This window comes from Cronobacter sp. EKM101R, from assembly GCF_963888145.1.
Lineage (GTDB): Bacteria > Pseudomonadota > Gammaproteobacteria > Enterobacterales > Enterobacteriaceae > Cronobacter > Cronobacter turicensis.
The window spans coordinates 171,514-198,179 of the sequence record NZ_CAWPHW010000033.1 but is presented as its reverse complement, the minus strand read 5'-3'; the positions used below and the strand labels follow the sequence as shown (position 1 = coordinate 198,179).

Sequence of the window (26,666 nt, the reverse complement as noted above, 5' to 3'; positions counted from 1 at the left end):
TACAGGATTACGCTATGCAGAAAGTTGTCCTCGCGACCGGCAACGCCGGTAAAGTGCGCGAACTCGCCTCATTGCTGCAGGAGTTTGGGCTGGATGTCGTGGCGCAGACCGAGCTTGGCGTCGAGTCTGCCGAAGAAACCGGCCTGACGTTTATCGAAAACGCGATCCTGAAAGCGCGTCATGCCGCTCAGGTCACCGGCTTTGCGGCAATCGCCGACGATTCCGGCCTCTCTGTGGATGCGCTTGGCGGCGCGCCGGGGATCTACTCCGCGCGTTACGCGGGCAGTGATGCCAGCGATCAGGAGAACCTGGAAAAGCTGCTGGTGGCGTTACACGACGTGCCGGACGAACAGCGTCAGGCGCAGTTCCACTGTGTGCTGGTCTATATGCGCCATGCCGAAGATCCGACGCCGCTGGTTTTCCACGGCGTCTGGTCTGGCGTTATCACCCGCGCGCCTGCAGGCCAGGGCGGTTTTGGCTACGACCCGATTTTCTTTGTCCCTTCTCTTGGCAAAACCGCCGCCGAGCTGACGCGTGAAGAGAAAAGCGCGATTTCCCACCGCGGGCAGGCGCTGCAATTATTACTGGAAGCAATGCGTAATGGCTGATTTGCCACCCTTAAGTCTTTATATCCATATCCCCTGGTGCGTGCAGAAGTGCCCTTATTGCGACTTCAACTCCCACGCGCTCAAGGGCGAAGTGCCGCACGACGATTATGTCCAGCATCTGTTAAGCGATCTGGATAACGACGCCCCCTGGGCGCAGGGCCGCGAGGTGAAGACGATTTTCATCGGCGGCGGCACGCCGAGCCTGCTGTCCGGCCCGGCGATGCAGACGTTGCTGGATGGCGTGCGGGCGCGGCTTGCGCTCGCGCCGGATGCCGAAATCACGATGGAAGCCAACCCCGGCACCGTGGAGGCTGACCGCTTTGTGGAGTATCAGCGCGCGGGCGTGAACCGCATCTCCATCGGCGTGCAGAGCTTCAGCGAGCCGAAACTCATGCGTCTTGGCCGTATTCACGGGCCGGAAGAGGCGAAGCGCGCGGCGCGTCTCGCCAGCGGTCTCGGGCTTCGCAGCTTTAACCTCGATCTAATGCACGGCTTGCCGGATCAGTCGCTGGAAGAGGCGCTTGATGATTTGCGCCAGGCGATCGCGCTGAACCCGCCGCATCTGTCCTGGTATCAGTTGACCATCGAACCGAATACGCTGTTTGGCTCACGCCCGCCGGTGCTGCCTGACGACGACGCGCTGTGGGATATTTTCGAGCAGGGTCATCAGTTGCTGACCGCCGCCGGGTATGAGCAGTATGAAACGTCGGCCTACGCGAAACCGGGTTATCAGTGCCAGCACAACCTGAATTACTGGCGCTTCGGGGATTATCTGGGGATCGGCTGCGGCGCGCACGGTAAAGTAACGCTGGCGGACGGGCGTATTTTGCGTACCGCGAAAACCCGTCACCCGCGCGGCTATATGACCGGTAATTACCTGGATAAACAGCATGAGGTTGAGCCGCAGGATAAGCCGTTCGAGTTTTTCATGAACCGTTTTCGCCTGCTGGAGCCAGCGCCGCGCGCCGAGTTTGCACGTTATACGGGGCTTAGTGAAGCCGCGATTCGCCCGCAGATTGACGAGGCGATTACGCTGAATTATCTGGCGGAAACGCCGGAGAGCTGGCAGATAACCGAGCACGGTAAGCTGTTTCTTAACTCGCTGCTGGAGTTGTTCCTGGCGGAATAGCGGGCTCTGGCGTGGCTGCATATGGCGGGTGCGCTGCGCTTACCCGCCCTACATGGTTACGATTGAACGTTGGCGCCCATGGCGGGTGCGCTGCGCTTACCCGCCCTACGTGGTTACGATTGAACGGTGGCGCCCATGGCGGGTGCGCTGCGCTTACCCGCCCTACAAGCCTGGAAAGGGTGTTGTAGGGTGGATAAGCGCAGCGCATCCACCGTTTACCACCCACTGGCGTCACGCCCCCGGACACAAAAAAGCCGCTTCGCAGCGGCTTTTTTACATCCATCGGACGGCTTACGGCGCCGGGTTCACAACCATCTGCCCCACCGAACCGCGATCGGCCATCTCCAGCGTCTGGCTCGAATAGAGGAACGGGAAATGCTCCCACGAGGGCTGGCTGAAATACACCAGCAGCTCCACCTGCCCATCCACCCACACCGTATCCTTCCATCCGCGATCTTCCGGGAACGGCGCGGCGCCATTCACGCTGCGGATAAGAAAACTCACGCCTTCCATATGGAACGACTGCGGCATATCGGAACGTACCGTCCAGCGCTCCCACGCGCCCTGCTGGGTCTGCACGTCGGTACGCTTCATATCCCACAGCTGACCGTTAATGCCCGGATCGTCGCTCAGCGTAATCTCGCGGCTACGCACCGGCGCGCCGTTGATAATCTCATCCGGCAGCAGACGCATCGGCAGCGTATCCGTCACCAGCGGCAACAGGCCGGTGGGCCGCAGCGTCAGCACCAGCGTGGAGATGAGAATGCTGGAGGGCTCGAAAATGCCGCGAATACGATCCATGATCGACGCCGCTTCGCCGCAGGTCATCGAGACCTCATCGCCGTTGGTCATATCAATGAGCACTTCGCGGCGCTCGCCGGGCGCCAGCGCCAGCTGTTGGACTGAAACCGGCGCGGGCAGAAACCCCTGATCGCCTGCGATCACATGCAGCGGGCGGCCATCGCTCATCTGCAGCAGATAGCGGCGCGCGTTAGAGGCGTTCAGCAACCGCAGACGCACCCAGCCGCGCGAGACTTCCACATACGGGCTCTGCGCGCCGTTCACCAGCAGCGTATCGCCGACAAAACCGCCGCTGCCCGGCTCGCTGTATTCCGGCGTGCCGAAATTGTCGAGGCGCTTGTCCTGAATAATGACCGGGAAATCGTCCACGCCGTAATGGTTCGGCACCGGCAGCGCTTTGCTCACGGCGTCTTCCACCAGCCACATGCCCGCAAGGCCGTTATAGACCTGCTGACCGGTGCGGTTGGGCGTATTGGCGTGATACCAGAGCGTCGCGGAGGCCTGGCGTACCGGCAGCACCGGCGCCCAGTCGGCGCCTGGCGACATCATGCGCGCCGCGCCGCCCATCAGCGGCCCCGGCACTTGCAGCCCGCTCACCGTCATGGCGACATTTTCCTGCAGACGATTGCTGTAGATAAGCTTGACGTCGTCGCCGCTCCAGACGCGGATAGTCGGGCCCATGTAGCGGCCGTTGAAACCCCAGACCTGCGCGCGGGTGCCCGGCACGAAAGACCAGTGGGCGCGAGAGAGCGTCAGAAACAGCGGCTGGCCGCGGCGCGACTCCAGCAGCGGCGGCACCGGCAGCGCCTGTTGCTGGCCTGCGGCATGCGCCCTCAGCGGCACCGCGCCCGCGCAAAGCGCAGCGCCCGATGCCTGAATAAACTGACGCCGACTGAGTGACATAGTTGCTCCATGAAAACGGGTAATGAATGACGGTCTGCCCGTCAGTCTCAGATCTTGCCAGCGGCTTCGCGCTCGGCCACTTCTTTATCCAGCTGGGCGATTTTCTCTTCCATCAGCTGGCGGCAGTGGGCGGCAAGTTCCCGTACCTGTTCTTTTCCCCAACCCTGGGTGTCAACAGGCGGTAACATTTCGACGATGACCAGACCGTTGTTCCAACGGTTGAGCTTGATTTTACCATGGGTATTGGAAACACAGACCGGAATAATCGGCACGCCAGCGGCAATCGCGGCATGAAACGCGCCGGTTTTAAACGGCATCAGGCCGCGCCCGCGGCTACGGGTGCCTTCCGGAAACATCCAGATGGAGATATCGCGCTTGCGGAACTGCTCCACCACTTCGGCGATGGTGCTGTGCGCCTTGCTGCGGTTATTACGGTCGATAAGCAGGTTGCCGGTCAGCCAGTAGAGCTGGCCGAAGAACGGGATCCAGACCAGGCTTTTTTTGCCGACGGTCACGGTCGGCGGCTGAACGATTTTCGACGCCGTCACCATGTCGTAGTTGTTCTGGTGGTTGCCGATGTAAATCGCGTTGCCGTAGTTTTCGGCGCCCTGCGGCTTACGCAGCTCCACCTTCAGGCCGAACACGGTGGAAAGACGGCCGAACAGATGGCCGAACGTCGCCACATGGCGCGGATTACGCGGGCTGAAGAGACACCAGATACAGCCCAGAACAGAGACCACAATACTGTAGAGAACCACAATAATCATTCGAACGATCGATAACATAACTACCTCTGAAGCCGCAGCCGCGGACCAGTATAACGGCTTTAACGGAAAACACACCGCTCACGGTCAGGCATCCCTGGCGGCTCATGATGTTGAGCAGACTCAAACACTTATTTTTATGCGTCACGCGCAAACAAACAATGGCGTGGGCGGGAAAATTACGCAAGCGAGGCCGCCGCGCTTCCTGCAGATAATCACAGAAAGCGCGGCGGCGATGCGTATGCCGGTATCCGGGGGATTACGCCTCGCCGTCGTCGGCTTTCGGGCGCGACGGGGCGTCCACTTCGACGCTGTCGATGCGTTGCAGGCCGCGCATCAGCGTACCGCGACGCCCGCGTTCGCCATGCACTTTTTGCAGCTCTTCCGGGCGCAGTTTGATCTTGCGCTTGCCGACATGCAGCGTCACGGTGCTCTGCGGCGGCAGGATGGTGAGATAGGCAAGCTTATCGTCGCCCTTCGCCGCATCGGCGGAAGGAATCGAGATAATTTTGTTGCCTTTGCCTTTAGAGAGCTGCGGGAGATCGGCCACCGGGAACATCAGCATACGCCCCGCCGCCGTAATGGCGAGCAGCATATCGTCGTCATGTTCAATTTCCAGCGGCTTGAGCACATGCGCGTTTTCCGGCAGCGTAATCAGCGCTTTACCGGCGCGGTTGCGCGCCACCAGATCGTTGAAGGTGCAGACAAAACCGTAACCCGCGTCAGACGCCATCAGGAGCTTCTGGTCTTCGCCGGTCATCAGCATATGTTCCACTACCGCGCCTGGCGGCAGCGTCAGTTTGCCGGTAAGCGGTTCGCCCTGACCGCGCGCCGACGGCAGCGATACCGGATCCAGCGCGTAGCTGCGGCCCGTGGAGTCGATAAATACCACCGGCTGGTTGGTTTTGCCTTTCGCGGACGAGAGCCAGTTGTCGCCGGCTTTATAACTCAGCGCTTTGGCGTCGATGTCGTGGCCTTTGGCGCTGCGCACCCAGCCCATCTGGGAGAGTACGATAGTGACCGGCTCGGACGGCAGCATGTCATGCTCGCTCATCGCTTTCGCTTCTTCACGCTCATGCAGCGGCGAGCGGCGATCGTCGCCGTACGCGTCGGCATCCGCCTGGATCTCTTTTTTCAGCAGGGTATTCATTTTGCGCTCGGAGGCGAGAATGCCCTGGAGCTGATCGCGCTCTTTTTCCAGATCGCTCTGCTCGCCGCGGATCTTCATCTCTTCAAGCTTCGCGAGATGGCGCAGTTTAAGTTCGAGAATCGCTTCCGCCTGCGTTTCGCTGATGCCGAAACGGCTCATCAGCACCGGCTTCGGCTCATCTTCGCCGCGGATAATCTCAATCACTTCGTCGATGTTGAGGAACGCGACCAGCAAACCTTCCAGGATATGCAGGCGACGCATGACTTTATCGAGGCGATAGTTCAGACGGCGGCGCACCGTATCGCGGCGGAACGCCAGCCATTCGGTGAGGATCTCCAGCAGGTTTTTCACCGCCGGGCGGCCATCAAGCCCAATCATGTTGAGGTTAATGCGGTAGCTTTTTTCCAGATCGGTGGTGGCGAACAGGTGGTTCATCACCTGATCCATATCCACGCGGTTAGAGCGCGGCACGATAACCAGACGCGTCGGGTTCTCGTGATCGGACTCATCGCGCAGGTCATCGACCATCGGCAGCTTTTTGGCGCGCATCTGGTTTGCAATCTGCTCCAGCACGCGCGCGCCGGACACCTGATGCGGCAGCGCGGAAATGACTACCGCGCCGTCTTCTTTCTTCCACACGGCGCGCATACGCACCGAGCCGCGGCCGCTCTGGTAGATTTTGCGGATTTCAGCGCGGGAAGTGATGATTTCCGCTTCGGTCGGGTAATCCGGGCCCTGCACGATATCCAGCAGTTCATCGAGCGTGGTTTTGGGGCTGTCGATAAGGCTGACGGCCGCTTTGGCCACTTCACGCAGGTTGTGCGGCGGAATATCCGTCGCCATACCCACCGCGATGCCCGTGGTGCCGTTCAGCAGAATGTTCGGCAGGCGCGCCGGCAGCATTTTCGGCTCGTTCAGCGTCCCGTCGAAGTTCGGGACATAATCCACAGTGCCCTGGCCCAGCTCGCCCAGCAGTACTTCGGCATATTTAGAGAGACGCGATTCGGTGTAACGCATCGCCGCGAAGGATTTCGGATCGTCCGGCGCGCCCCAGTTCCCCTGCCCGTCCACCAGCGGGTAACGGTACGAGAACGGCTGCGCCATCAGCACCATCGCTTCATAGCAGGCGCTGTCGCCGTGCGGATGATATTTACCCAGCACGTCACCCACGGTACGGGCGGATTTTTTGAATTTGGCGCTGGCATTCAACCCCAGTTCCGACATGGCATAGACGATGCGGCGTTGAACAGGCTTAAGCCCGTCGCCGATAAACGGCAGCGCACGATCCATGATGACGTACATGGAGTAGTTCAGATAGGCGTTTTCCGTGAATTCATGCAGCGCAAGGCGCTCTGCACCATCGTGAGTTAAGTCACTCATTACTCGTTATTCCTCAGAAATGCTGGCCGTACGCGGGGAAACGGCAATATTGCCGCCGATAGTACCCTATCTGCGTCGCCGAGTCACAGCAGGGTTGATTGTTGCTTATAGTGCAAAAGTCTTTGCGCTTTTTGCCAATATTACCGCATCGCCCGATGCGGTAATATTCATGACAAACGCGATAATTAGAGGACAAATAATGAGCAACGTACTTATCATCAACGGCGCGAAAGAATTCGCCCACTCCAAAGGCCAGCTTAACGACACCCTGACTGAAGTCGCGGAGAGCTACCTGCGCGACGTTGGGCATGATGTTAAGGTCACCCGCGCAGACGGCGAGTATGACGCTAAAGAAGAAGTGCAGAAATACCTCTGGGCCGACGTCATTATTTATCAGATGCCGGGCTGGTGGATGGGCGCGCCCTGGACCGTGAAAAAGTATATCGATGACGTCTTTACCGAAGGCCACGGCGCGCTGTACGCCAGCGATGGCCGCACCCGCTCCGACGCCTCGAAAAAGTATGGCTCCGGCGGCCTGATTCAGGGCAAAAAATATATGCTGTCACTCACCTGGAACGCGCCGCTGGAAGCGTTCACCGAGAAAGATCAGTTCTTCCACGGCGTGGGCGTGGATGGCGTTTACCTGCCGTTCCACAAGGCGAACGAGTTTCTGGGCCTGACCGCGCTGCCGACGTATATCGCCAACGACGTGATTAAAATGCCGGACGTGGCGCGCCACATTGCGGAATATCGCGAGCATCTGGCGAAAATTTTTGCTTAACTGTCAGACGGTTTTACAAAAGGAGTTAACCATGCTGACAGTTATAGCAGAAATTCGTACCCGTCCTGGCGCGCACCACCGTCAGGCGGTGCTGGAAGAGTTCAAAAAGATCATTCCGGTTGTGCTCGCGGAAGCGGGCTGCCACGGCTACGCGCCGATGGTGGACAGCGCCACAGGCCTTGATTTTCAGACCAGCGCGCCGGATTCCATCGTGATGGTGGAACAGTGGGTCAGCGCCGCGCACTTAAAAGCGCACCTGGAAACGCCGCATATGCTGGGCTTTCGTGATGCGGTAAAAGGCGATGTGCTGGATACCACCATTCGCATTCTGGAAAGCGGCGTCTGACGCTAAAGATGCGCATAAAAAAAGGCGATGAATCTTCATCGCCTTTTTTGTTAACCGCTTACGCTTACTGAAGATCGAAGCGGTCCAGGTTCATCACTTTGGTCCAGGCCGCCACGAAATCCTTCACGAATTTCTCGCGGGCATCGTCACTGGCATAGACTTCCGCGACAGCGCGCAGAATCGCGTTAGAGCCAAACACCAGATCCGCGCGGGTCGCCGTGAATTTCACGTCGCCGCTCTCGCGATCGCGTCCTTCAAACACTTCAGCCGTTGCATCGGTCGCTTTCCACTCGTAACGCATATCCAGCAGATTCACGAAGAAATCGGTGCTGAGCACGCCCACGCGGTCCGTGAACACGCCGTGCGCGCTGGCGTCGTAGTTCGCGCCAAGCGCACGCATCCCGCCCACCAGTACGGTGAGTTCCGGCGCGGTCAGCGTCAGCTGCTGCGCTTTGTCGATAAGCAACGACTCGGTCGGAGTGCTGCTGTGCACGCCGCGATAGTTACGGAAACCATCGGCTTTCGGTTTCAGGAATTCGAACAGCGCCACATCGGTCTGATCCTGACGCGCATCGACGCGGCCCGGCGCGAACGGCACGGTAATCTCAACGCCTGCGGCTTTCGCAGCCTGCTCAACGCCCACCACGCCTGCCAGCACGATGATATCCGCGAGCGACGCTTTGTTCGCGGCGCGCTGGATAGCTTCAAGCGTCGCCAGCGCACGAGCGGCAGAGGCGTTCACTTCCCAGTCGCGCTGCGGGGCGAGCGCCAGACGCGCGCCGTTGGCACCGCCGCGTTTATCGCCGCCGCGGAAAGTCGAGGCCGACGCCCAGGCGACGGACACCAGCTCGCTTACCGTTAAACCGGCGCTGGCGATCTCCGCTTTCAGGCTGTCGATATCTGCCTGCGTCGGCTGATAAACCGCCGCCGGTAACGGGTCCTGCCAGATCAGATCTTCTTTCGGCACTTCCGGGCCGATATAGCGCGCTTTCGGCCCCATATCGCGGTGCGTCAGCTTATACCAGGCGCGGGCGAAGGCTTCATTGAACGCCTGCGGATCGTTAAGGAAACGACGCGAAATTTTCTCGAATTCCGGGTCGAAACGCAGCGTCAGGTCGGTCACCAGCATCGTCGGCTTACGTTTTTTCGACGGATCGAACGGGTCGGGAATGATCTCCGGCGCGTCCACCGCTTCAAACTGAATGGCGCCTGCCGGGCTGCGGGTCTGCACCCATTCATATTTGAACAGGTTTTCGAAGAAGTAGTTGCTCCACTGGGTCGGCGTCTGCGTCCAGGTCACTTCCAGACCGGAAGTGATGGCATCCGCCCCTGCGCCGCTGCCAAAGCTGCTGTGCCAGCCGAGGCCCTGCGCTTCAATAGGCGCGGCTTCCGGATCGACGCCGACGTGGTCCGCCGCCGCTGCCCCGTGGGTTTTGCCAAGCGTATGGCCGCCTGCGATCAGCGCCACGGTCTCTTCATCGTTCATGCCCATGTTGCCGAACGTTGCGCGAATGGCGGGCGCGGCGGAGGCCGGGTCGCCACTGTGGTTCGGCCCTTCCGGGTTGACGTAGATAAGGCCCATTTCAGTCGCGCCAAGCGGCGCCTGCGCCAGCGATTCCGGGTGGCGATGCTCAAGCCAGTTCTTCTCATCGCCCCAGTTGACGTCCATATCCGGCTCCCAGACGTCTTCACGCCCGGCGCCAAAACCAAAAGTGCGGAACCCAGAATTTTCCAGCGCCACGTTGCCGGCGAGGATAAACAGGTCGGCCCAGGAGATTTTCTGGCCATACTTCTGTTTCACCGGCCACAGCAGGCGACGCGCTTTATCGAGGCTTACGTTATCCGGCCAGGAGTTTAACGGCGCGAAACGCTGCTGCCCGCGACCGGCGCCGCCGCGCCCGTCAGCAGAGCGGTAGGTGCCCGCGCTGTGCCACGCCATGCGGATGAAAAGCCCGGTGTAGCTGCCCCAGTCGGCAGGCCACCACGGCTGAGAATCGGTTAACAGCGCTTTCAGATCGCCTTTCAGCGCCGCATAATCCAGCTCGCTGAACGCCTTACGGTAGTTAAAATCTTCGCCCAGCGGATTGGTGCGATTTGAGTGTTGGTTCAACAGCTCCACGCGCAGTTGATTCGGCCACCAGTCGCGGCTGGCGGTGCCGCCGCCCGCGCTTTGGTTGCTGTTGCCCTGATGGAACGGGCATTTGCCCGCAGATAACGTATTGTGTTGGTCAGATGGCGTGCTCATGTTTCGCTCCGTGTTCCGTGTTACCGTTACGATAGCCTCGCCGATTGATAAGTCCTACCTGTATTAATCTACGGATTCGATAGCCTGTGCCTTGCTTAAAAATGCGCCGCGCCCGATGGAGGTTTACCCCGCCGCCCCCAGCCGTTAAGCTCCCTGATCCCGTTCCTCAAGACCGTGCCCGCATGAAATTAGCCATCGACGACGACATCACGTTTCGCAAGCTCTCTATCTTTATGGCGTTTATGGAGAAGGGAAACATCGCCCGTACCGCCGAGGCGCTGGGCGTCAGCGCCGTCAGCGTGCACCGCGCGCTGCACAGTCTGGAAGAAGGTCTGCGTTGCCCGTTATTCGTCCATAAGGGCCGCAGCCTGGTGGCGCTGCCTGCCGCCGAAACGCTGCTGGAGTATTGCCAGGAGGCGATCGGTCTGATGGTGCGCGGCATTGAAGAGACGCGACGCACAGCGGGCGTGGGTCTTGGACGGCTGCGGGTCGGCACGCTCTATTCGCTCACGCTGGAAACGGTGCCGCGCCTGCTGATGGGCATGAAGCTGCGCCGCCCGGAACTGGAACTCGACCTGACGATGGGATCCAACCAGGTGCTGCTGAATATGCTGGAGGACAACGGACTGGATGCGATCCTGATTTCCGTTTCGGAAGCGCAGATTGACCGCAAAACGCTGGAAGTGACGTCGCTGTTTCACGACGATATTTATCTGGCGGCCCCGGCGTCAGAAGCGCTCGACACCCGTCGCGAGGCTGATTTGCGCCACTATAAAGACCGTAAGTTCGTCTCGCTGGCGGAAGGATTCGCCACCTACGCCGGTTTTCAGGAGGCGTTCCACGTGGCAGGATTCGAGCCGGATATCGTCACGCGGGTGAATGATATTTTCTCCATGCTGAGCCTGGTGCAGGCGGGCGTGGGCTTCTCGCTGGTGCCAGGGCGCATGAAAAAGCTCTATGAAAACGACCTGCAACTGCTGAAGCTGGCTGAGCCTTACCAGATGCGCCAGCAGATTGCGCTGGTCTTCGCCCGCAGCCGCGAACGCGACCCTAACCTGCTGGCGCTGGCGGCGGAGTGCCGCATGTACGCCTTAAGCCTTAGCAAAAACTAATCGCGGGGCAGCCGCGCGGCCAGATGCTGCGCCACCGCCATGCCGCTGCGCTCCAGCGAAATACTCTCGCCTTCAAAGCCCGCCTGGCGCGTCAGGCAGGTCAGCACGCCGCCGGGCGGCATCTCAATGGCAAGCCGGGCATCACGCTCGCGAGCGGCGATCATCGCCTCCTGCCAGCGCACCGTGCGCGCCATATTAAACGCGAGATCGTCAGCGATACGCTCAGGCTGCCACAGCACGCGGGCGCTGCTGCCGCTGAGGTAAGCGCGCTGCGGGCGTTGCAACGTGACGCGCGCAAACGCCTGCGCCAGCTGTTGCGCGGGCGCATCCAAAAGCGCGCAGTGCGACGGCACGCTGACCGCCAGCCGGTTCACTTTCGTGGCGCCGAGCGCGAGCGCCGCCTCGCCTGCCGCCGCCATCTGCTCATCGCGCCCGGCGATCACAATCTGCGTCTCGGCGTTTAAATTGGCGATGTAAACGTCGTGCGCCGCCGCCAGTTTCTCCACCTGCTCCAGGCGCAGCCCAAGTATCGCCGTCAGCCCGTAGCCTTCAGGGTACGCCTGCTCCATTAAATCGCCGCGCAGCGCCACCAGACGCAGGGCGTCGCGAAAATCGAGCGCCCCGGCAATCACCGCCGCCGGATACGCGCCGATGGATAATCCGCTGACTATATCCGGCATCACGCCCTGCGCCATCAGCGCGCGGGCGGAAGAGACGCCCGCAATCAGCAGCGCGAGCTGTACGGCACGGGTGTGACGCAGCGCGTCCGGCGTATCGAGCGTCGCCAGTTCGTCGCCCAGCACCTCGCGCGCTTCCCGCCGGGTGTCATCTTCCGGCAGATGCTGCAACATGCCGGGCCGTTGGGTGCCCTGTCCGGGAAAAGTGAAAATAATCTTCATGCATCCTCCCTGCGCCAGGGGTCGCGCACGAGCCGCGCGCCCTGGTTGGTTTTTAACAGCGCGCGCCCGTCGCGCAGCCATTCGGTCAGCGAAAACGCGCCGAGCGGCGTTTCGACCTGCGTATCGGCGCGGCACGGCAGTTGTGTGACGAGACGCTGCCAGGCGGCGAACGCGTCAGGCTCAACGGGCGCGGGCGCGCGAATCGTAAGATCCAGATCGCTTGCCGCGTGCAGCACCGGCATTTCTGTCGCGAGCGCATAGCCGGTAGAGCCGGTAATGCCCCACGCCCACGGCCATTGCCGCTGGGCCAGCTGGATGGCCGCCTGCACCGGCTGCTGTGAAACAAACGGCGAGCGCAACAGCGTATTGAGACAGGCGAGCGATTCGGGCGTCGCCACGCGGGCGATATCCTGCGCGCTTACCCAGCCGGCGGCGCGCTGTTCACGCTTCATACCGCGCACGCCGACGGGGATAAGCCCGTTATCGTTCACATCACGCCGCACCACCACAGGCAGATGGCTGCGCCACTGCTCGCTCACCCAGGGCGCGTCGATGCCCTGAAGCGCGTCGCGACGGTTAAGCCAGAGGAGATCGTGAGGGCGCGGCGTGTCGGTCATGGGTCAGAGTCCTTGCGTCAGGGAAATAAACAGCGGCAGCGAGAGAATGCTGAGTACGGAGCTTAGCAGCAGCACCGCCTCGGCGTCCGGCGACTGTACGCCGAAACGGTTGCCGAAGACCACGCCGAAGAAACCCGCCGCCAGCGCAATCATCAGGATCGCCGTGACCGCCACCGGGCCGGTCAGACCAAGCGCCAGCACAATGCCCCAGGCGATAAACGGCTGGATCAGCAGTTTGGTGATCGTCGCGGTGATAACCATCGAATTGATTTTGAGCTTACGCGCCGAGAGGATAACGCCGGTCAGGAACAGCGCCGCGGCCGTCGCGGCAAGGCCCAGCGGTTTGATCGCGGCCAGCACCAGCTCCGGCATTTTGATGCCGATGGCGGAGAGCACGACCCCAAGCAGCGGCCCCCAGACAATCGGTTTTTTCACCGACCGCCACATCAGCACTGGCAGCATGGCGAGCGTCGAGCCGCTGTTTTCACCGCTGGCGCGCGCTTTTTCACGTTCAAGAATCAGCAGGCAGAATGGCGTCATCAGCACCGAACCGCAGGCAATGGAGACGGCGACGGAAAGCGAAGTGGATGGCCCCTCGCCCAGCACGCTGCCAAGGATCGGCAGGCCAAGCGCGGCATAGTTCGGCAGCGCCACGGTGAGCGTCAGCACGGCGGCATCCTGCGGCGATTTCTTAAACGGCCCGACGGCCAGGAAATAGATGGCGGCGTAGGTGACCCACATCGCCAGCACTAACACCACAATCAGCGGCATTTGCGCGACGATGCCCGCCCACGGCGTCTGTACGGTAGCGCTAAACAGCGCGGCCGGGAGCGCGAAATCCATCACAAAGATATTGAGTAGAGCCACATTCTGGTTATCGACCATCCTGGTTTTGCCCGCCATAAAGCCGAGCAGCATAATCACGAAGATGGGTGCAAGCGCATGAATAATCACGTAAGTCATAAGTCACCTGTAATGAAAGTAAAATCAACACTGGTGCGATGGTGGCCCTTACACCCAGGTGGGTGATGAGCTTTATTTTTTACGGATGCGGGGAGCCATGGGCGTATCGCTACGCCCAGGGAAGCCGCTATCCGGCAGGTTTTTTTTAGGTATTACTTACCAGCTGGCGCGCAGGCGTTCGCGAACAAGCTGAGAGCTACGGCGGTTGTCTGCGCCGAGGCGGGTTTTCAGGCTTGGATCCTGGCGCGCATCCGCGATGGCGCGTTGCAGCGTGGCGTTAACCTGCGCCAGATCCTGCGCCGTCGGCGCATCCGGGTTGCTGATATCGAGCAGATCGGAGAGCAGCCCCAGCGTCGCATAGTTGGCGACGTCATAGGCCATTGGCGGGATGGTCGCCGCCAGTTTCTCCAGCGCGTCTACGGTGCGCAGCGTAATGCGCGCGGCGGATTCTTTGCCCATCGCGTGCACCATGACGCCCTGGTCGTTGAAAGCGATAAGGCGGTTGGCCTGGTAACCGTGGGCGAGAAACGCCCCGGACATCGCTTTGCCGACAATCAGCCCGATAACCGGGTGTCCGGCGAGACGCGCGTTCGCATAAGCGCCCGCCGCGCCCGCCAGCGCCTGATGAATGCCGAATGCCTCTTCACGACGGCCATAGGCCTGGCTTGGTACGTCAATCACCGCGACGATCGGGCGCTTCACGGGTTTATCCGCATCTTCTTTAATCGTTTCGCTGACCACTTTCGCGAGCGTCCAGCCCTCCAGCAGCCCGACTTCGCCACGCGCGGCGCGCGGGTAGTGGTTGTGGGCATCCGGCACGACCGCGATAAACCGCGCAGGCTCGCCGTTAAATGCGGCATCGGCCACCTGTACGGACGGGCAAAGCCCTGGCAGACGTTGCGCGTCGGGCGCGAGTTTTTCAAGCCATAAGGCGCCCCGGCTTACTGTGTTCGTCATTATTTTTCCTCCCGGGCAAAGAGCTGTTTGATCTGGTCGCGGTCCGCCTGTTTCGCGGTATCGAAACGGCTCAGGCGGTCGAGATACCAGGCGTAGTTATCGCTGCGGTGCTGCTGCGGTACGCCGCGGGCAATCGCCTCGTTCATGGCGGTTTTCACGGCGTTAACGCCATCGCCCACCAGCGCGTCGACAAAGCCGCTTTCATAACGAACTTCACCGCCGGTCATGCTCCAGATAAACGGACGGTCGCGGGAGTCGTACTCCTCCACACCCGCTTCCTGCTCGATAACCTGCGGGCCGTTAAGCCCTAAACGCGCTTCGCGGGTGACGATGAGATAGCTGCATAACGCGGCGGCGATGGACATCCCGCCGAAGCAACCGACGGTGCCGGCGATAATCCCGACCACCGGGGTATAGCGGCGCAGATCAACAATCGCCGCGTGAATATCGGCAATCGCCGCGAGGCCCAGATTCGCCTCCTGCAGACGCACGCCGCCGGTTTCAAGGCACAGCACCGCCTGCGTGGGAATGCCGTTGCGGTTATCTTCAGCGGCAAGCTCCAGCGCGGCGGCCATTTTCGCGCCGGAAACCTCGCCCATACTGCCGCCCTGGAACGTGCCTTCGATGGCGATCACGACGGCAGGCTGGCCGTTAATCGTGCCTTTCGCCACGACCATACCGTCGTCGGCCTGCGGCACGATGCCCTGCTTGCCAAGCCACGGCGACATGACCTGCTCAAACGGATCGAGCAATTCGCGATAGCTGCCGTCATCCAGCAGCGCCTTTGCGCGGTCCCGCGCCCGGAGTTCGATAAAGCTGCGATCGTTACGCATGGCTGACCTCCTCAAAAACCTGTTCGATGCGGATGCGCGCCACGCCGGGCGTCGCGCCGAAATCGTGGATAATCAGCGTGCCGGACGGCAGGCCGTTTTGCATGTTGAGGCGGTCAAACAGCGCGTTCCAGCGCGCGATGCTGTTGTCCACGGATGTGGTGATGGTGACGTTGAGCGCCTGCTGCTGGTCGGCGGTGAACAGGACTTCCATATCACCGGACCCGACCACTCCCGCCAGCGCTCTGCCGCTCAGCGTGCGGCTCGCGGGGAATGACAATGTAATCTGTTCCATAACACCCTCTTAATCAGTTATTCGGGATGACGCGCCCACGCGGTCGAGATAGAGCGTGGCGGCCAGCAAGTCGGCGGCCCCGCCCGGCGAGGCGTTGAGCGCCAGCATCTCGCTATCAAGCGTTGCCAGTTCGCGACGCCCGTGGGCGGTTGCCGTACCGCCCGCCGCCAGTACGGCGCGCGCGCCGCGCTGCATGGCGAACTGCCCGGTCAGGCCTGCGCGGTTGAGTACGCAGGTATCGCTGAGCGAGGTCATGATCGCCATTAGCGCGTCCAGCCGGGCTTCGGTCTCGTTCGCGCCGCGACGGCGGCTCTCATGAAGCTGCGGCAGCGCGAGACGCGTGACGTGCGGAAAGCCCTGCTGCGCCTCTTCGCGCGCGCCTGGCATCTGATAACGGCGCGTGGCGCGCAGCCCCTTGCTGAAGCCCTTCGGCGCAGCCGCGTCCGGCAGGCTCGCAAGCCGCGCGGCGGTGGCGGCGATGGCATCGGCTGAGGCGTCAGCCCCGCACATGGCGGTGGCGCTTACCAGCAGCCCCAACGCCCAGATAGCGCCCCGGTGCGTATTGACGCCGCCGGTCGCCGCCATCATCTGCGCCTCGCCTTCGCGGCCCAGGCGGCCGACGGTTTCACGCAGCGCGATATCCGCCGGACGCTGCCAGCTCTGCTGGGCCAGCGCGTGAAACGTCGGCGTCAGGCTGTGGGCCGAGCGCTCCATCAGCGCGAGCGTTAAATCGTGATGCGCGCCGCTGCCCCGACAATCCACCAGACCCGGCTTCGGGGTGAGTCTCGCTTCATCAATCAGGCAGGCGGTGGCGATGCGCGCCAGCGCGTCTGCGGTGCCGTCGGCGTGAGTCAGTGGCTGTCGGTTCATTACCAGCTCCGGAATTTAGCAGGTGGGTTGTAGAGACCGCCTGACCATTCCACCAGGTCGGCGACGCTGCTCGCGGCAAGCAGCGAGCGGGTAGCGTCGGCGCGGCGAATGCCGATATCTTCCGGGTAAACGACTTTGCCGCACTTACGCAGCTCGGCGACGCGCGCGGCGTCCACGCCAAGTCCAATGTCGGTGATACCGGCGACGGCGGCGACCATCGCGCGACGCTCTTCCAGACTTTCGGCGCGGTAGAGGTACGCGATGCCCTCTTCCGTCAGCACGTGGGTCACGTCATCGCCGTAAATCATGACCGGCGCGAGCGGCATGCCGGAGGCTTTCGCTACGTCGACCGCATCGAGTTTTTCCACGAAGGTTGGCTTCACGCCTGCCTGGAAGGTTTCGACCATTTGCACCACCAGCTTTTTACCGCGCTGCATCGGATCCGGCTCGGTTATCATGTTGAGCCAGGCTGGCGTGGCGTGACGGCGGCCGTGCGGGTCATGGCCCATGTTCGGCGCGCCGCCGAAGCCGGAAAGACGACCGCGGGTGACGGTGGAGGAGTTGGCGAGGCCGTCCACCTGTAAGGTCGAGCCGATAAACATATCCACCGCGTACTGGCCTGCCAGCTGGCAGAAAGCGCGGTTGGAGCGCATCGAGCCATCAGCGCCGGTAAAGAAGACGTCCGGACGGGCGCGGATGTACTCTTCCATCCCCAGTTCACCGCCGAAGCAGTGCACGCTCTCCACCCAGCCGCTTTCAATCGCCGGGATCAGCGTCGGATGCGGGTTGAGCGTCCAGTGTTTACAGATTTTGCCTTTCAGGCCGAGCTGTTCGCCATACGTCGGCAGCAGCAGCTCGATGGCGGCGGTGTTAAAGCCGATACCGTGGTTAAGCGACTGCACCTGGTGTTCGGCGTAGATGCCTTTAATCGCCATCATCGCCATCAGGATGTGTTCCTGTTTGATGAGGCGCGGGTCGCGTGTGAACAGCGGCTCGATAAAGAAGGGTTTATCCGCCACCACGACATAATCGATCCACGAGCCGGGAATATCGACGCGCGGCAAATCGCATTCGTCGTCCACCAGTTCGTTCACCTGGGCGATGACGATGCCGTCGTGGAACGCGGCGGCTTCCACCAGCGCGGGCGTATCTTCGGTGCTCGGCCCGGTGTAGAGGTTACCTTTGCGGTCGGCTTTGTAACCGGCGATCAGCGCCACGTTCGGGGCGAGATCGACATAGAGACGGGAGTAAAGTTCGATGTAGGTATGGATGGCGCCGATCTCCAGCTGACCATCTTCCAGCAGTTGCGAAATGCGCAGGCTCTGGGTGCCGGAGAACGAGAAGTCGAGCTTACGCGCGATGCCTTTCTCAAAGATATCGAGATGTTCGCTGCGCCCAACGCTTGGCATGATCATGTGCAGGTCATGCACAACGTGCGGGTTTACCTCAGCAAGGCTGCGGGAGAGAAAATCCGCCTGCTTCTGGTTATTGCCTTCCAGTACCACCCGGTCGCCGGGCGCGATGAGTTTTTCGAGCATGGATGAGAGATCTGCGGTGGGCAGCACTTTGCCCTGCACGGGAACCGAGGCGAGACGCCGCTGTTTCTCCGTGCGGCGCGTGTTCCAGACACGCCCCGGCGTTTGGTAAGCCGTCATAATTAACCTCCTGATTCAGCGAATCTTTTTGATTTGCTTAACGCTAAAACCAGTGTGCGCTCAGGAGAAAAATGCATCAATTAAGGGCGGGGGCGAATCATTACTCCAGGAGTAATGATTAACGCCGCAGAATTTGATCTCAGTCGCAAACATAATGACGGACTGTGCTACGCGATGAAACGAAAGGAGCGACAAGCGGAAACAGCAGCGGCGCCCGAAGGCGCCGCTGAAAGAGGCATGGTATGGCGCTATCAGACTTCGATATCCGCCATATCGCCTTTCTCCTGCAGCCAGTTACGTCTGTCTTCAGAGCGTTTTTTGGCGAGCAGCATATCCATCACCGCCAGCGTGCGCGCGTCGTCGTCGTCGCTGATGGTGAGCTGCACCAGGCGGCGGGTGTTCGGATCCAGCGTCGTTTCGCGCAGCTGCATCGGGTTCATTTCGCCGAGGCCTTTAAAGCGCTGTACGTTCGGCTTGCCCTTTTTACGCTTAAGCTGTTCCAGCACGCCCGCTTTCTCTTCTTCGTCCAGCGCGTAGTAGACCTCTTTGCCGAGATCGATACGGTAGAGCGGCGGCATGGCAACGTAAACGTGACCGCCTTTCACCAGCGAGCGGAAGTGTTTCACAAACAGCGCGCACAGCAGCGTGGCGATGTGCAGACCGTCGGAGTCCGCATCCGCGAGGATACAGACTTTGCCGTAACGCAGCTGGCTGAGATCGTCGCTGTCCGGATCGATGCCGATCGCAACAGAGATGTCATGCACCTCCTGCGAGGCCAGCACTTCATCGGACGACACTTCCCAGGTATTCAGGATTTTGCCCTTAAGCGGCATGATCGCCTGATATTCGCGATCGCGCGCCTGTTTGGCGGAGCCGCCTGCGGAGTCCCCTTCCACCAGGAAAAGCTCTGTGCGGTTGAGATCCTGCGCGGTGCAGTCGGCGAGCTTGCCGGGCAGCGCCGGGCCGCTGGTGAGCTTTTTACGCACCACTTTTTTGGCGGCGCGCAGACGGCGCTGGGCGCTGGCGATGGCGAGCTCCGCAAGCTGTTCCGCCGCCTGGACGTTCTGGTTCAGCCACAGGCTGAAGGCGTCTTTCACCACGCCGGAGACAAACGCCGCGCACTGGCGCGACGACAGGCGCTCTTTGGTCTGGCCCGCGAATTGCGGATCCTGCATTTTCACCGACAGGACATAGGCGCAGCGCTCCCAGATATCTTCCGCCGAGAGCTTCACCCCGCGCGGCAGAATATTGCGGTATTCGCAGAACTCACGCATGGCGTCCAGCAGGCCCTGGCGCAGGCCGTTGACGTGGGTGCCGCCCTGCATGGTCGGGATCAGGTTAACGTAGCTTTCGGTCAGCAGCTCGCCGCCTTCCGGCAGCCACAGCAGCGCCCAGTCCACCGCTTCCGTCTCGCCGGAAAAGTTACCGATAAACGGTTTTTCCGGCAGGGTAATCAGCCCGTTTATCGCTTCACACAGGTAGTCGTTGAGACCATCCTGATAGCACCAGCGCTGCTCGGTGTTGTTCACCTGATCTTTAAAGTTGATCTCAACGCCCGGGCAAAGCACCGCTTTCGCTTTCAGCAGGTGCGTCAGCCGGGAGACGGAAAAGCGCGGGCTGTCGAAGAATTTTTCATCCGGCCAGAAATGGACGCTGGTGCCGGTCTGGCGCTTCGGACAGGTGCCGACCACGCTCAGCTCTTTCACCTTTTCGCCATTTTCAAAGGCGATGTTGTAGATCTGCCCGTCGCGTTTCACGTTGACTTCCACGCGTTTTGACAGGGCGTTAACCACGGAGATCCCCACGCCATGCAGGCCGCCGGAGAACTGGTAGTTTTTGTTCGAGAATTTACCGCCCGCGTGCAGACGGCAGAGGATGAGTTCCACGGCGGGAACGCCCTCTTCCGGATGGATATCCACCGGCATGCCGCGCCCGTCGTCGATAACTTCCAGCGACTGGTCGGCGTGAAGGATCACGTCGACGCGTCTGGCATGCCCGGCCAGCGCTTCATCGACGCTGTTATCAATAACTTCCTGGCCCAGATGGTTGGGACGGGAGGTGTCGGTATACATCCCCGGACGGCGGCGCACCGGCTCAAGCCCGGTGAGCACCTCAATGGCATCGGCATTATAGGATTGGGTCATGATTTTATCGTCAGGTCACAAAACGGGATCGTTGCCTTAGCGTTAACGCAGGCTAAGGAAATCGACAATCTGCGTGAAATAATCTTCAAAGCCTGCAAAAGCGTGGTTGCCGCCGGTTTCCACCGTCTGACGGCATGGCGCGTAGTACGCGACTGCCTGGCGGTAATCCAGCACCTCGTCGCCGGTCTGCTGCAACAGCCAGATGAGATCCGGGGCCTCGAGCGGCTCAATTTGCATCACTTTCAGATCGTAAATATGGCGAGACTCTAGCACATATTGCTGCCCGGTGTAGGGGTTCTCGTTAGCGCCGAGAAAATCGGTCAGCAGCTCAAAGGGGCGCACCGCCGGGTTCACCACCACCGCAGGCAGCAGAAAACATTGCGAAAGCCAGGTCGCGTAATAGCCGCCAAGCGACGAGCCCACGACGCCGAGCGGTTCGCCGCCGTGCTCAAGCACTAAAGATTCCAGCAGCTCCGCCGCATCAGATGGATACGGCGGCAGTTGAGGAACAACCATGTTGATATCAGGGTGATGCTGCGCCAGCCAGCGTTGCAGGCTGGTGGCCTTCGCCGAGCGAGGAGAACTGTTAAAGCCGTGGAGGTAGAGGAGCGTAGACATCAGTATCCTTCTGATGCGGTATCAGGGCGGAACTGCGCGCCTTCAAGGCGGCACACTTCAGTGGTGAGTGAACCGTCAGGGTGCAGATTCAGCCAGCGCCAGCCGGGCGCGACCGTATCGAGCGTAAAGCCGGCGCAGTGGGGTTTAAACTGAACGCAGGTGGACGGCGTCGCCATCAGGCGGCGCCCGTTCCAGTCGAGATCCAGTTCCTGATGGATATGGCCGCAAAGCAGATGCTTCACTTGCGGGTAGCGGTTCAGCACATCATCCAGCGCCTGGGCGTTGCGCAGGCTGTGTTGATCGAGCCAGCCGCAGCCGGACGGCAATGGATGATGGTGTAAGAGGAGTAACGTATGGCGCTCCGGCGCCTGCTGAAGCATGCGCTCAAGCCACTCAAGCTGGTAGTCGCTCAGCTCGCCGTGCGGCACGCCAAAGACCTGGCTGTCGAGCAGCAGCACCTGCCAGCGATCGCCCGCGAACACGCGTTTAGCGGGCGAAATACCGGAGTCGTGCAATGTACTGAACATGGCGGGCTGGAAATCGTGGTTGCCCGGCAGCCAGACGCAGGGCGCAGGCAATGTGGCAATCCCCGCCGCGAAGTGCTCATAAGCCTCAGGCGTATGATCCTGCGCCAGATCGCCTGTCGCGACAATCAGATCGCACTCGCGCTGCTCGGCGTGAAGCACTGACAGCACCGCCTGGTAGCTCTCCCAGGTGTTGATGCCAAGCAACGTCTCGTTCTTTCCGGCAAACAGGTGAGTATCTGTAATTTGTAAGATCCTGACGCTGGCCCCACCAGCAACAGGAAGGTTTAACAGGCTTTCCAAATGGTGTCCTTAGGTTTCACGACGCTAACAAACCGGAACCGCCATTGCTCCATGCGCTAAACAGTAGCGTAGCCAGTCAGCAAGAAACTGGTTAATTTGATGTTTTTCGTCGCGCTGATGCAACTTTTTATTTGGGTAATCATAACGCGCTTTGAAGCGAAAGATCTGCTGGCTTGAACACACTTCCGCGACCATGGCGTCATGGTAAAGCCTTACGCTCATTGACGGCAAACTCCAGTAGCTCACTTTCGGCGCGGTTTGCTCTATCTGCACAAGCGTGGTGTATCGGGTTGATTCGAGGATAGTTAAACGGTATTGCGCGCCCGCCACCTGATAACTAATGGTTTCGCCCGGCGCGTCGTTGCGCGGCAGCAGGCGGCGCAGCTGCGCGAAGTTGGTTTCGCACAGGCGCATCATTTCTGGAAAATCAGGTGTATAACGCTTCATATTCAGGTGTTCCACTCGTTTCTCAATGCTTGATAATGTAACTGCAGCCATTGCAGTGCGATGACGGAGGCTGCGTTGTCGATTCTCCCCTCTTCTACCCACTGGTATGCCTGTTCCCGGCTTACCACATGAACCCGAATATCTTCGTTTTCATCAGCCAGACCGTGTATGCCTTGCGCGGTCGTGGCGTCCACTTCGCCAACCAGTAATGACAGGCGCTCGCTGGTGCCGCCAGGGCTTGCCAGATAGCTCATGAAGGTTTTCACCCGCCCGACGGAAAGCCCCGCTTCTTCTTCCGCCTCGCGGCGTGCGACCTCTTCCACCGTTTCGCCAGGCTCAATCATGCCGGCGACCAGCTCCAGCAGCCACGGGGTGTCGCTGGTGTCAAAAGCGGCGATGCGAATCTGCTCGATAAGGACCACCTCATCGCGCACAGGGTCAAAGGGTAGCAGGACTGCAGCATGGCCGCGCTCAAAAATTTCACGCCGAACTTCACCGCTCATTTCACCGTTAAAAAGACGGTGCCGAAAGCGGTAAAGATCGAGCGAAAAAAAGCCGCGATATAGCTTTTCCCGTGCAATAATTTCTACATCGTTTTTGGTGAAAGTAACGGGGCTTCGGGTTGATTTGCTCATGATGGTTTCCGGTTCGAGATGGTGCCGAATCTGGGCATTTCAAGCCAGTTTACCTGCCGTTTCATTGCCCATGTGATAGATTGTGGAAATTTAGCGGCAGAAGGCACGTTACGCCAAGCCTCACGGCGGGTTGACTCTGGTAGAATCGGCGATCAATTTTTCGGCTTCTGACAGCGCTAATAAATTCTTTATGCTTCACAACAAGGAATGCAAATGAAGAAACTGCTCCCCATCCTTATCGGCCTGAGCCTGACGGGCTTCAGCGCCATGAGCCAGGCAGAAAACCTGTTGCAGGTTTACCAGCAGGCACGTTTAAGCAACCCGGACCTGCGCAGCTCCGCTGCTGACCGCGACGCCGCATTCGAAAAAATTAACGAAGCCCGCAGTCCTTTACTTCCGCAGCTCGGCCTGGGTGCAGATTACACCTATAATAGCGGTTTTCGCGATAACGACGGCATCGACAGCACCGCCAAGAGCGCTTCGCTGCAGTTAACGCAGACCATCTTCGATATGTCCAAATGGCGCGCCCTGACGCTGCAGGAAAAAACCGCAGGCATTCAGGATGTGACCTATCAGACCGATCAGCAGACGCTGATGCTGAACACCGCGACGGCCTATTTCCAGGTGCTGAGCGCCATTGACGCGCTCTCCTACACCGAAGCGCAGAAACAGGCGATCTACCGCCAGCTCGATCAAACCACCCAGCGCTTTAACGTAGGCCTGGTGGCGATTACCGACGTCCAGAACGCCCGCGCGCAGTACGATAACGTGCTGGCGAACGAAGTGACCGCGCGTAATAACCTCGACAACGCGCTGGAACAGCTGCGTCAGGTAACCGGCAACTACTATCCGCAGCTTGCGTCGCTGAATGTCGATAGCTTTAAAACCACCAAACCGGCCGCCGTCAACGCGCTGCTGAAAGAAGCAGAACAGCGCAACCTGACGCTGTTGCAGGCCCGTCTGAGCCAGGATCTGGCGCGTGAGCAGATTCGCTACGCCGAAACCGGCCATATGCCGACCCTCGGCTTAACGGCGTCCAGCAGCGTCTCGGATACCGATTACAGCGGCAGCAATACCAGCGGCGCGGCGGCAAGCCGTTACGCTGACAGCAAAATCGGCCAGAACTCCGTCGGCCTGAGCTTCAATCTGCCGCTCTACAGCGGCGGCTCGGTCACCTCTCAGGTTAAACAGGCGCAATACAGCTTCGTGGGTGCCAGCGAGAAACTGGAAAGCGCGCACCGCAACGTGGTACAGACCGTGCGTTCTTCGTATAACAACGTGAACGCCTCCATCAGCAGCATCAAAGCGTATGAGCAGGCGGTCGTTTCCGCGCAAAGCTCTCTTGATGCGATGGAAGCGGGTTACTCGGTCGGTACGCGTACCATCGTCGATGTGCTGGACGCGACCACCACCCTGTACAACGCCAAGCAGCAGCTCTCCAGCGCGCGTTATAACTACCTGATCAACCAGCTCAATATTAAATCTGCGCTGGGTACGCTCAACGAGCAGGATCTGGTCGCGCTGAACAACTCGTTGGGCAAACCAGTTTCCACCGCGCCTGAAAATGTCGCGCCGGAAAACCCGCAGCAGGATGCCGCCGTGAATAACATGACTAACAGCGGCGGTTCAGCCTCCGCTATGCAGCCTGCCGCGGCAACGCGCAGCGGCAATAGCAACAGCAGCAATCCGTTCCGTCAGTAACGTCTGCGCGGGAGGCCTGTACGCCTCCCGCCTGAACGTAAGTCAACGTAAAGATCCCCGCGCCATCCGGCTCCCCGCTTTAATTTCAACCACTCATCCACTATCCTGAGCACCATAACTGTGCAATACCACTGGGTCAGGATGCAGGCATGAAACGGACAAAACAGATTAACCGCGCGATGTTTCGCAAAAGCTGGAACGCGCGCCATTTAACGCCGGTGGCCTTCGCGGTCACGGCGGCGTTTATGCTCGCCGGTTGTGAAAAGAACGACGAAACCGTGCAGCTTTATCAGAATGCGGACGATTGCTCGACCGCTAACCCCGGCAAAAGCGCTGAATGCACCACCGCGTACAACAACGCCCTGAAAGAGGCGGAGCGCACCGCGCCGAAATACGCCACGCGTGAAGACTGCGTCGCAGAATTTGGCGAAGATCAGTGCAAGCAGGTCAATAACACCAATACCAGCCAGGCCACGCAGCAGACCGGCAGCATGTGGATGCCGCTCATGGCGGGTTACATGATGGGCCGTCTGATGGGCGGCGGCGGCATGGGGTTCGCCCAGCAGCCGTTGTTCAGCTCGCGCAACCCGGCAAGCCCGGCTTACGGTAAATACACCGACGCCAGCGGCCGCAACTACGGCGCCGCGCAGCCGGGCCGCACCATGAACGTACCGAAAACCGCGCTGGCGCCGAAACCGGCCACCACCTCAACCATCACCCGCGGCGGTTTCGGCGATTCCGTCGCGAAACAGGCCACGATGCAGCGCAGTGCCGCAGGTTCCTCCTCTTCTCGTTCAATGGGCGGCTGACACATGGAAAGAATCGCTATCAGCGAGCGCCCGGACTGGCGCGAAAAGGCAACGGAATACGGCTTTAACTTTCACACGATGTACGGCGAGCCGTACTGGTGCGAAGACGCTTACTACCGGCTGACGCTGGCGCAGGTAGAAAAGCTCGAAGACGTGACCGCCGAGCTGCACCAGATGTGCTTACAGGTCGTCGAGAAAGTGGTTGCGAGCGACGCGCTGATGACCAAATTCCGCATTCCTAAGCACACGTGGGAGTTTGTGCGTCAGTCCTGGCGCAGCGGCCAGCCGTCGCTCTATTCGCGTCTCGATCTCGCCTGGGACGGACGCGGCGAACCGAAGCTTCTTGAAAATAACGCCGATACGCCGACCTCTTTGTATGAAGCGGCGTTCTTTCAGTGGATCTGGCTTGAAGATCAGCTGCGCGCCGGGAACCTCCCGCAGGGCAGCGATCAGTTCAACAGCCTCCAGGAGAAGATCATCGAGCGTTTCGGCGAGCTTAAAGCGCAATATGGCTTTAACCGCCTGCATCTCGCCTGCTGTCGCGATACGGTAGAGGATCGCGGCACGGTGCAGTATTTACAGGATTGCGCCAGCGAAGCCGGGATCGAGAACGATTTTCTGTTTATCGAAGATATCGGCCTTGGCGAAAAAGGACAGTTTACCGATCTGCAGGATCAAGTCATCAGCAACCTGTTTAAGCTTTATCCGTGGGAGTACATGCTGCGCGAGACGTTCTCCACCAAGCTGGAGGACGCGGGCGTGCGCTGGCTGGAACCTGCATGGAAGAGCATCATCTCCAACAAAGCGTTGCTGCCGCTGCTCTGGGAGCTCTACCCGAACCACCCTAACCTGCTGCCAGCTTACTTCAGCGAAGATAATCCACCGTCGATGGAAAAATATGTGGTGAAGCCCCTCTTTTCCCGCGAAGGCGCTAACGTCTCGATTATCGAAAACGGCCAGACCATCGAGCAGGTGGAAGGCCCGTATGGCGAAGAAGGCACTATCGTGCAGCAGTTCTGCCCGCTGCCGAAATTTGGTGACAGCTATACGCTTATCGGCAGCTGGCTTATCAACGACCAGCCCGCCGGGATCGGTATTCGTGAAGATAAGGCGCTGATAACCCAGGATCTGTCGCGCTTCTACCCGCATCTGTTTGTGGAATAAAAGCGATGGTGCCCCA

Annotated in this window: 25 protein-coding genes; 8 read left to right on the top strand and 17 right to left on the bottom strand. The window is 60.2% G+C overall.

What is annotated here, in order from left to right:
- Positions 1-14: 14 nt before the first annotated feature.
- Both AACV31_RS16085 and hemW read left to right on the top strand, forming a co-directional pair.
- Positions 15-608 (top strand): XTP/dITP diphosphatase, encoded by a 594-nt coding sequence (locus AACV31_RS16085; RefSeq protein WP_165155426.1) that lies wholly within the window; start codon positions 15-17, stop codon positions 606-608.
- Positions 601-1,737: a radical SAM family heme chaperone HemW gene (hemW, locus tag AACV31_RS16080; RefSeq protein WP_165155427.1), complete on the top strand. Its 1,137-nt coding sequence runs from the start codon at positions 601-603 to the stop codon at positions 1,735-1,737. The genes AACV31_RS16085 and hemW overlap by 8 nt, the downstream gene beginning before the upstream one ends.
- Positions 1,738-2,028: 291 nt before the next feature.
- Here hemW and ftsP read toward each other — a convergent pair whose 3' ends face one another.
- The 3 genes from ftsP to parC all read right to left on the bottom strand — a co-directional run bounded on the left by ftsP (position 2,029) and on the right by parC (position 6,735).
- Positions 2,029-3,441, bottom strand: a complete 1,413-nt coding sequence (gene ftsP / locus AACV31_RS16075) for a cell division protein FtsP (RefSeq protein ID WP_165155429.1) — start codon at positions 3,439-3,441, stop codon at positions 2,029-2,031.
- 47 nt (positions 3,442-3,488) lie between these two features.
- Positions 3,489-4,226: a 1-acylglycerol-3-phosphate O-acyltransferase gene (locus tag AACV31_RS16070; RefSeq protein WP_075198016.1), complete on the bottom strand. Its 738-nt coding sequence runs from the start codon at positions 4,224-4,226 to the stop codon at positions 3,489-3,491.
- 238 nt (positions 4,227-4,464) lie between these two features.
- Entirely contained in the window at positions 4,465-6,735 is a 2,271-nt protein-coding gene (parC, locus tag AACV31_RS16065) for a DNA topoisomerase IV subunit A (RefSeq protein WP_007763990.1), read from the bottom strand.
- A gap of 199 nt (positions 6,736-6,934) precedes the next feature.
- On the opposite strand from parC, the gene AACV31_RS16060 reads away from it, so the two are divergent.
- The gene (locus tag AACV31_RS16060; RefSeq protein ID WP_015742437.1) at positions 6,935-7,516 is read left to right on the top strand and encodes an NAD(P)H-dependent oxidoreductase; all 582 of its coding nucleotides are present in this window, start codon (positions 6,935-6,937) and stop codon (positions 7,514-7,516) included.
- A 31-nt stretch (positions 7,517-7,547) separates the two neighbouring features.
- Entirely contained in the window at positions 7,548-7,862 is a 315-nt protein-coding gene (locus tag AACV31_RS16055) for a putative quinol monooxygenase (RefSeq protein WP_165155431.1), read from the top strand.
- A 64-nt stretch (positions 7,863-7,926) separates the two neighbouring features.
- Here the strand turns inward: AACV31_RS16055 and katG are convergent, their stop codons facing one another.
- Positions 7,927-10,107: a catalase/peroxidase HPI gene (katG, locus tag AACV31_RS16050; RefSeq protein ID WP_165155433.1), complete on the bottom strand. Its 2,181-nt coding sequence runs from the start codon at positions 10,105-10,107 to the stop codon at positions 7,927-7,929.
- Between the two features lie 182 nt (positions 10,108-10,289).
- On the opposite strand from katG, the gene AACV31_RS16045 reads away from it, so the two are divergent.
- Positions 10,290-11,219 carry a LysR family transcriptional regulator gene (locus AACV31_RS16045; protein WP_165155435.1) on the top strand — a complete coding sequence of 310 codons (930 nt, stop codon included), beginning with the start codon at positions 10,290-10,292 and terminating at the stop codon, positions 11,217-11,219.
- On the opposite strand, the gene mdcH is transcribed toward AACV31_RS16045, so the two are convergent.
- The 13 genes from mdcH to nudF all read right to left on the bottom strand — a co-directional run bounded on the left by mdcH (position 11,216) and on the right by nudF (position 22,976).
- A complete protein-coding gene (gene mdcH, locus AACV31_RS16040) occupies positions 11,216-12,118 on the bottom strand; it encodes a malonate decarboxylase subunit epsilon (RefSeq protein WP_165155437.1) in 903 nt (300 codons plus the stop codon). The two genes, AACV31_RS16045 and mdcH, sit on opposite strands and share 4 nt — an antisense overlap.
- Positions 12,115-12,735 carry a malonate decarboxylase holo-ACP synthase gene (locus tag AACV31_RS16035; protein ID WP_161589450.1) on the bottom strand — a complete coding sequence of 207 codons (621 nt, stop codon included), beginning with the start codon at positions 12,733-12,735 and terminating at the stop codon, positions 12,115-12,117. Before AACV31_RS16035 ends, mdcH begins: the two co-directional genes overlap by 4 nt.
- A 3-nt stretch (positions 12,736-12,738) precedes the next feature.
- Positions 12,739-13,698: an AEC family transporter gene (locus tag AACV31_RS16030; RefSeq protein ID WP_007763997.1), complete on the bottom strand. Its 960-nt coding sequence runs from the start codon at positions 13,696-13,698 to the stop codon at positions 12,739-12,741.
- Positions 13,699-13,854: 156 nt separating this feature from the next.
- Positions 13,855-14,655: a biotin-independent malonate decarboxylase subunit gamma gene (mdcE, locus tag AACV31_RS16025; RefSeq protein ID WP_075198021.1), complete on the bottom strand. Its 801-nt coding sequence runs from the start codon at positions 14,653-14,655 to the stop codon at positions 13,855-13,857.
- The gene (locus tag AACV31_RS16020) at positions 14,655-15,488 is read right to left on the bottom strand and encodes a biotin-independent malonate decarboxylase subunit beta (protein WP_007763999.1); all 834 of its coding nucleotides are present in this window, start codon (positions 15,486-15,488) and stop codon (positions 14,655-14,657) included. Before AACV31_RS16020 ends, mdcE begins: the two co-directional genes overlap by 1 nt.
- Positions 15,481-15,780: a malonate decarboxylase acyl carrier protein gene (gene mdcC, locus AACV31_RS16015; RefSeq protein ID WP_161589451.1), complete on the bottom strand. Its 300-nt coding sequence runs from the start codon at positions 15,778-15,780 to the stop codon at positions 15,481-15,483. Before mdcC ends, AACV31_RS16020 begins: the two co-directional genes overlap by 8 nt.
- 9 nt (positions 15,781-15,789) lie before the next feature.
- The gene (locus tag AACV31_RS16010; protein ID WP_165155439.1) at positions 15,790-16,650 is read right to left on the bottom strand and encodes a triphosphoribosyl-dephospho-CoA synthase; all 861 of its coding nucleotides are present in this window, start codon (positions 16,648-16,650) and stop codon (positions 15,790-15,792) included.
- Positions 16,650-18,305 (bottom strand): malonate decarboxylase subunit alpha, encoded by a 1,656-nt coding sequence (mdcA, locus tag AACV31_RS16005; RefSeq protein WP_161589453.1) that lies wholly within the window; start codon positions 18,303-18,305, stop codon positions 16,650-16,652. Before mdcA ends, AACV31_RS16010 begins: the two co-directional genes overlap by 1 nt.
- 251 nt (positions 18,306-18,556) lie before the next feature.
- Complete coding sequence (gene parE, locus AACV31_RS16000; RefSeq protein WP_105538501.1) at positions 18,557-20,449, bottom strand: DNA topoisomerase IV subunit B; 1,893 nt, start codon at positions 20,447-20,449, stop codon at positions 18,557-18,559.
- 42 nt (positions 20,450-20,491) lie between these two features.
- Positions 20,492-21,067 carry an esterase YqiA gene (gene yqiA, locus AACV31_RS15995; RefSeq protein WP_007764013.1) on the bottom strand — a complete coding sequence of 192 codons (576 nt, stop codon included), beginning with the start codon at positions 21,065-21,067 and terminating at the stop codon, positions 20,492-20,494.
- Positions 21,067-21,894 (bottom strand): 3',5'-cyclic-AMP phosphodiesterase, encoded by an 828-nt coding sequence (cpdA, locus tag AACV31_RS15990; protein WP_007764014.1) that lies wholly within the window; start codon positions 21,892-21,894, stop codon positions 21,067-21,069. The genes yqiA and cpdA overlap by 1 nt, the downstream gene beginning before the upstream one ends.
- Positions 21,895-21,918: 24 nt before the next feature.
- On the bottom strand, positions 21,919-22,341 hold the full coding sequence (locus AACV31_RS15985; RefSeq protein ID WP_007764016.1) for a DUF1249 family protein: 423 nt from the start codon (positions 22,339-22,341) through the stop codon (positions 21,919-21,921).
- A gap of 2 nt (positions 22,342-22,343) precedes the next feature.
- Positions 22,344-22,976 (bottom strand): ADP-ribose diphosphatase, encoded by a 633-nt coding sequence (gene nudF, locus AACV31_RS15980; RefSeq protein ID WP_007764019.1) that lies wholly within the window; start codon positions 22,974-22,976, stop codon positions 22,344-22,346.
- 213 nt (positions 22,977-23,189) lie between these two features.
- Here nudF and tolC point away from each other — a divergent pair, with 213 nt between their 5' ends.
- The 3 genes from tolC to AACV31_RS15965 all read left to right on the top strand — a co-directional run bounded on the left by tolC (position 23,190) and on the right by AACV31_RS15965 (position 26,650).
- Positions 23,190-24,677 (top strand): outer membrane channel protein TolC, encoded by a 1,488-nt coding sequence (tolC, locus tag AACV31_RS15975; RefSeq protein ID WP_075198024.1) that lies wholly within the window; start codon positions 23,190-23,192, stop codon positions 24,675-24,677.
- Positions 24,678-24,826: 149 nt separating this feature from the next.
- Positions 24,827-25,486 (top strand): DUF1190 family protein, encoded by a 660-nt coding sequence (locus AACV31_RS15970; RefSeq protein ID WP_015742454.1) that lies wholly within the window; start codon positions 24,827-24,829, stop codon positions 25,484-25,486.
- Between the two features lie 3 nt (positions 25,487-25,489).
- Positions 25,490-26,650 carry a glutathionylspermidine synthase family protein gene (locus AACV31_RS15965; RefSeq protein ID WP_007764023.1) on the top strand — a complete coding sequence of 387 codons (1,161 nt, stop codon included), beginning with the start codon at positions 25,490-25,492 and terminating at the stop codon, positions 26,648-26,650.
- Positions 26,651-26,666: the final 16 nt, after the last annotated feature.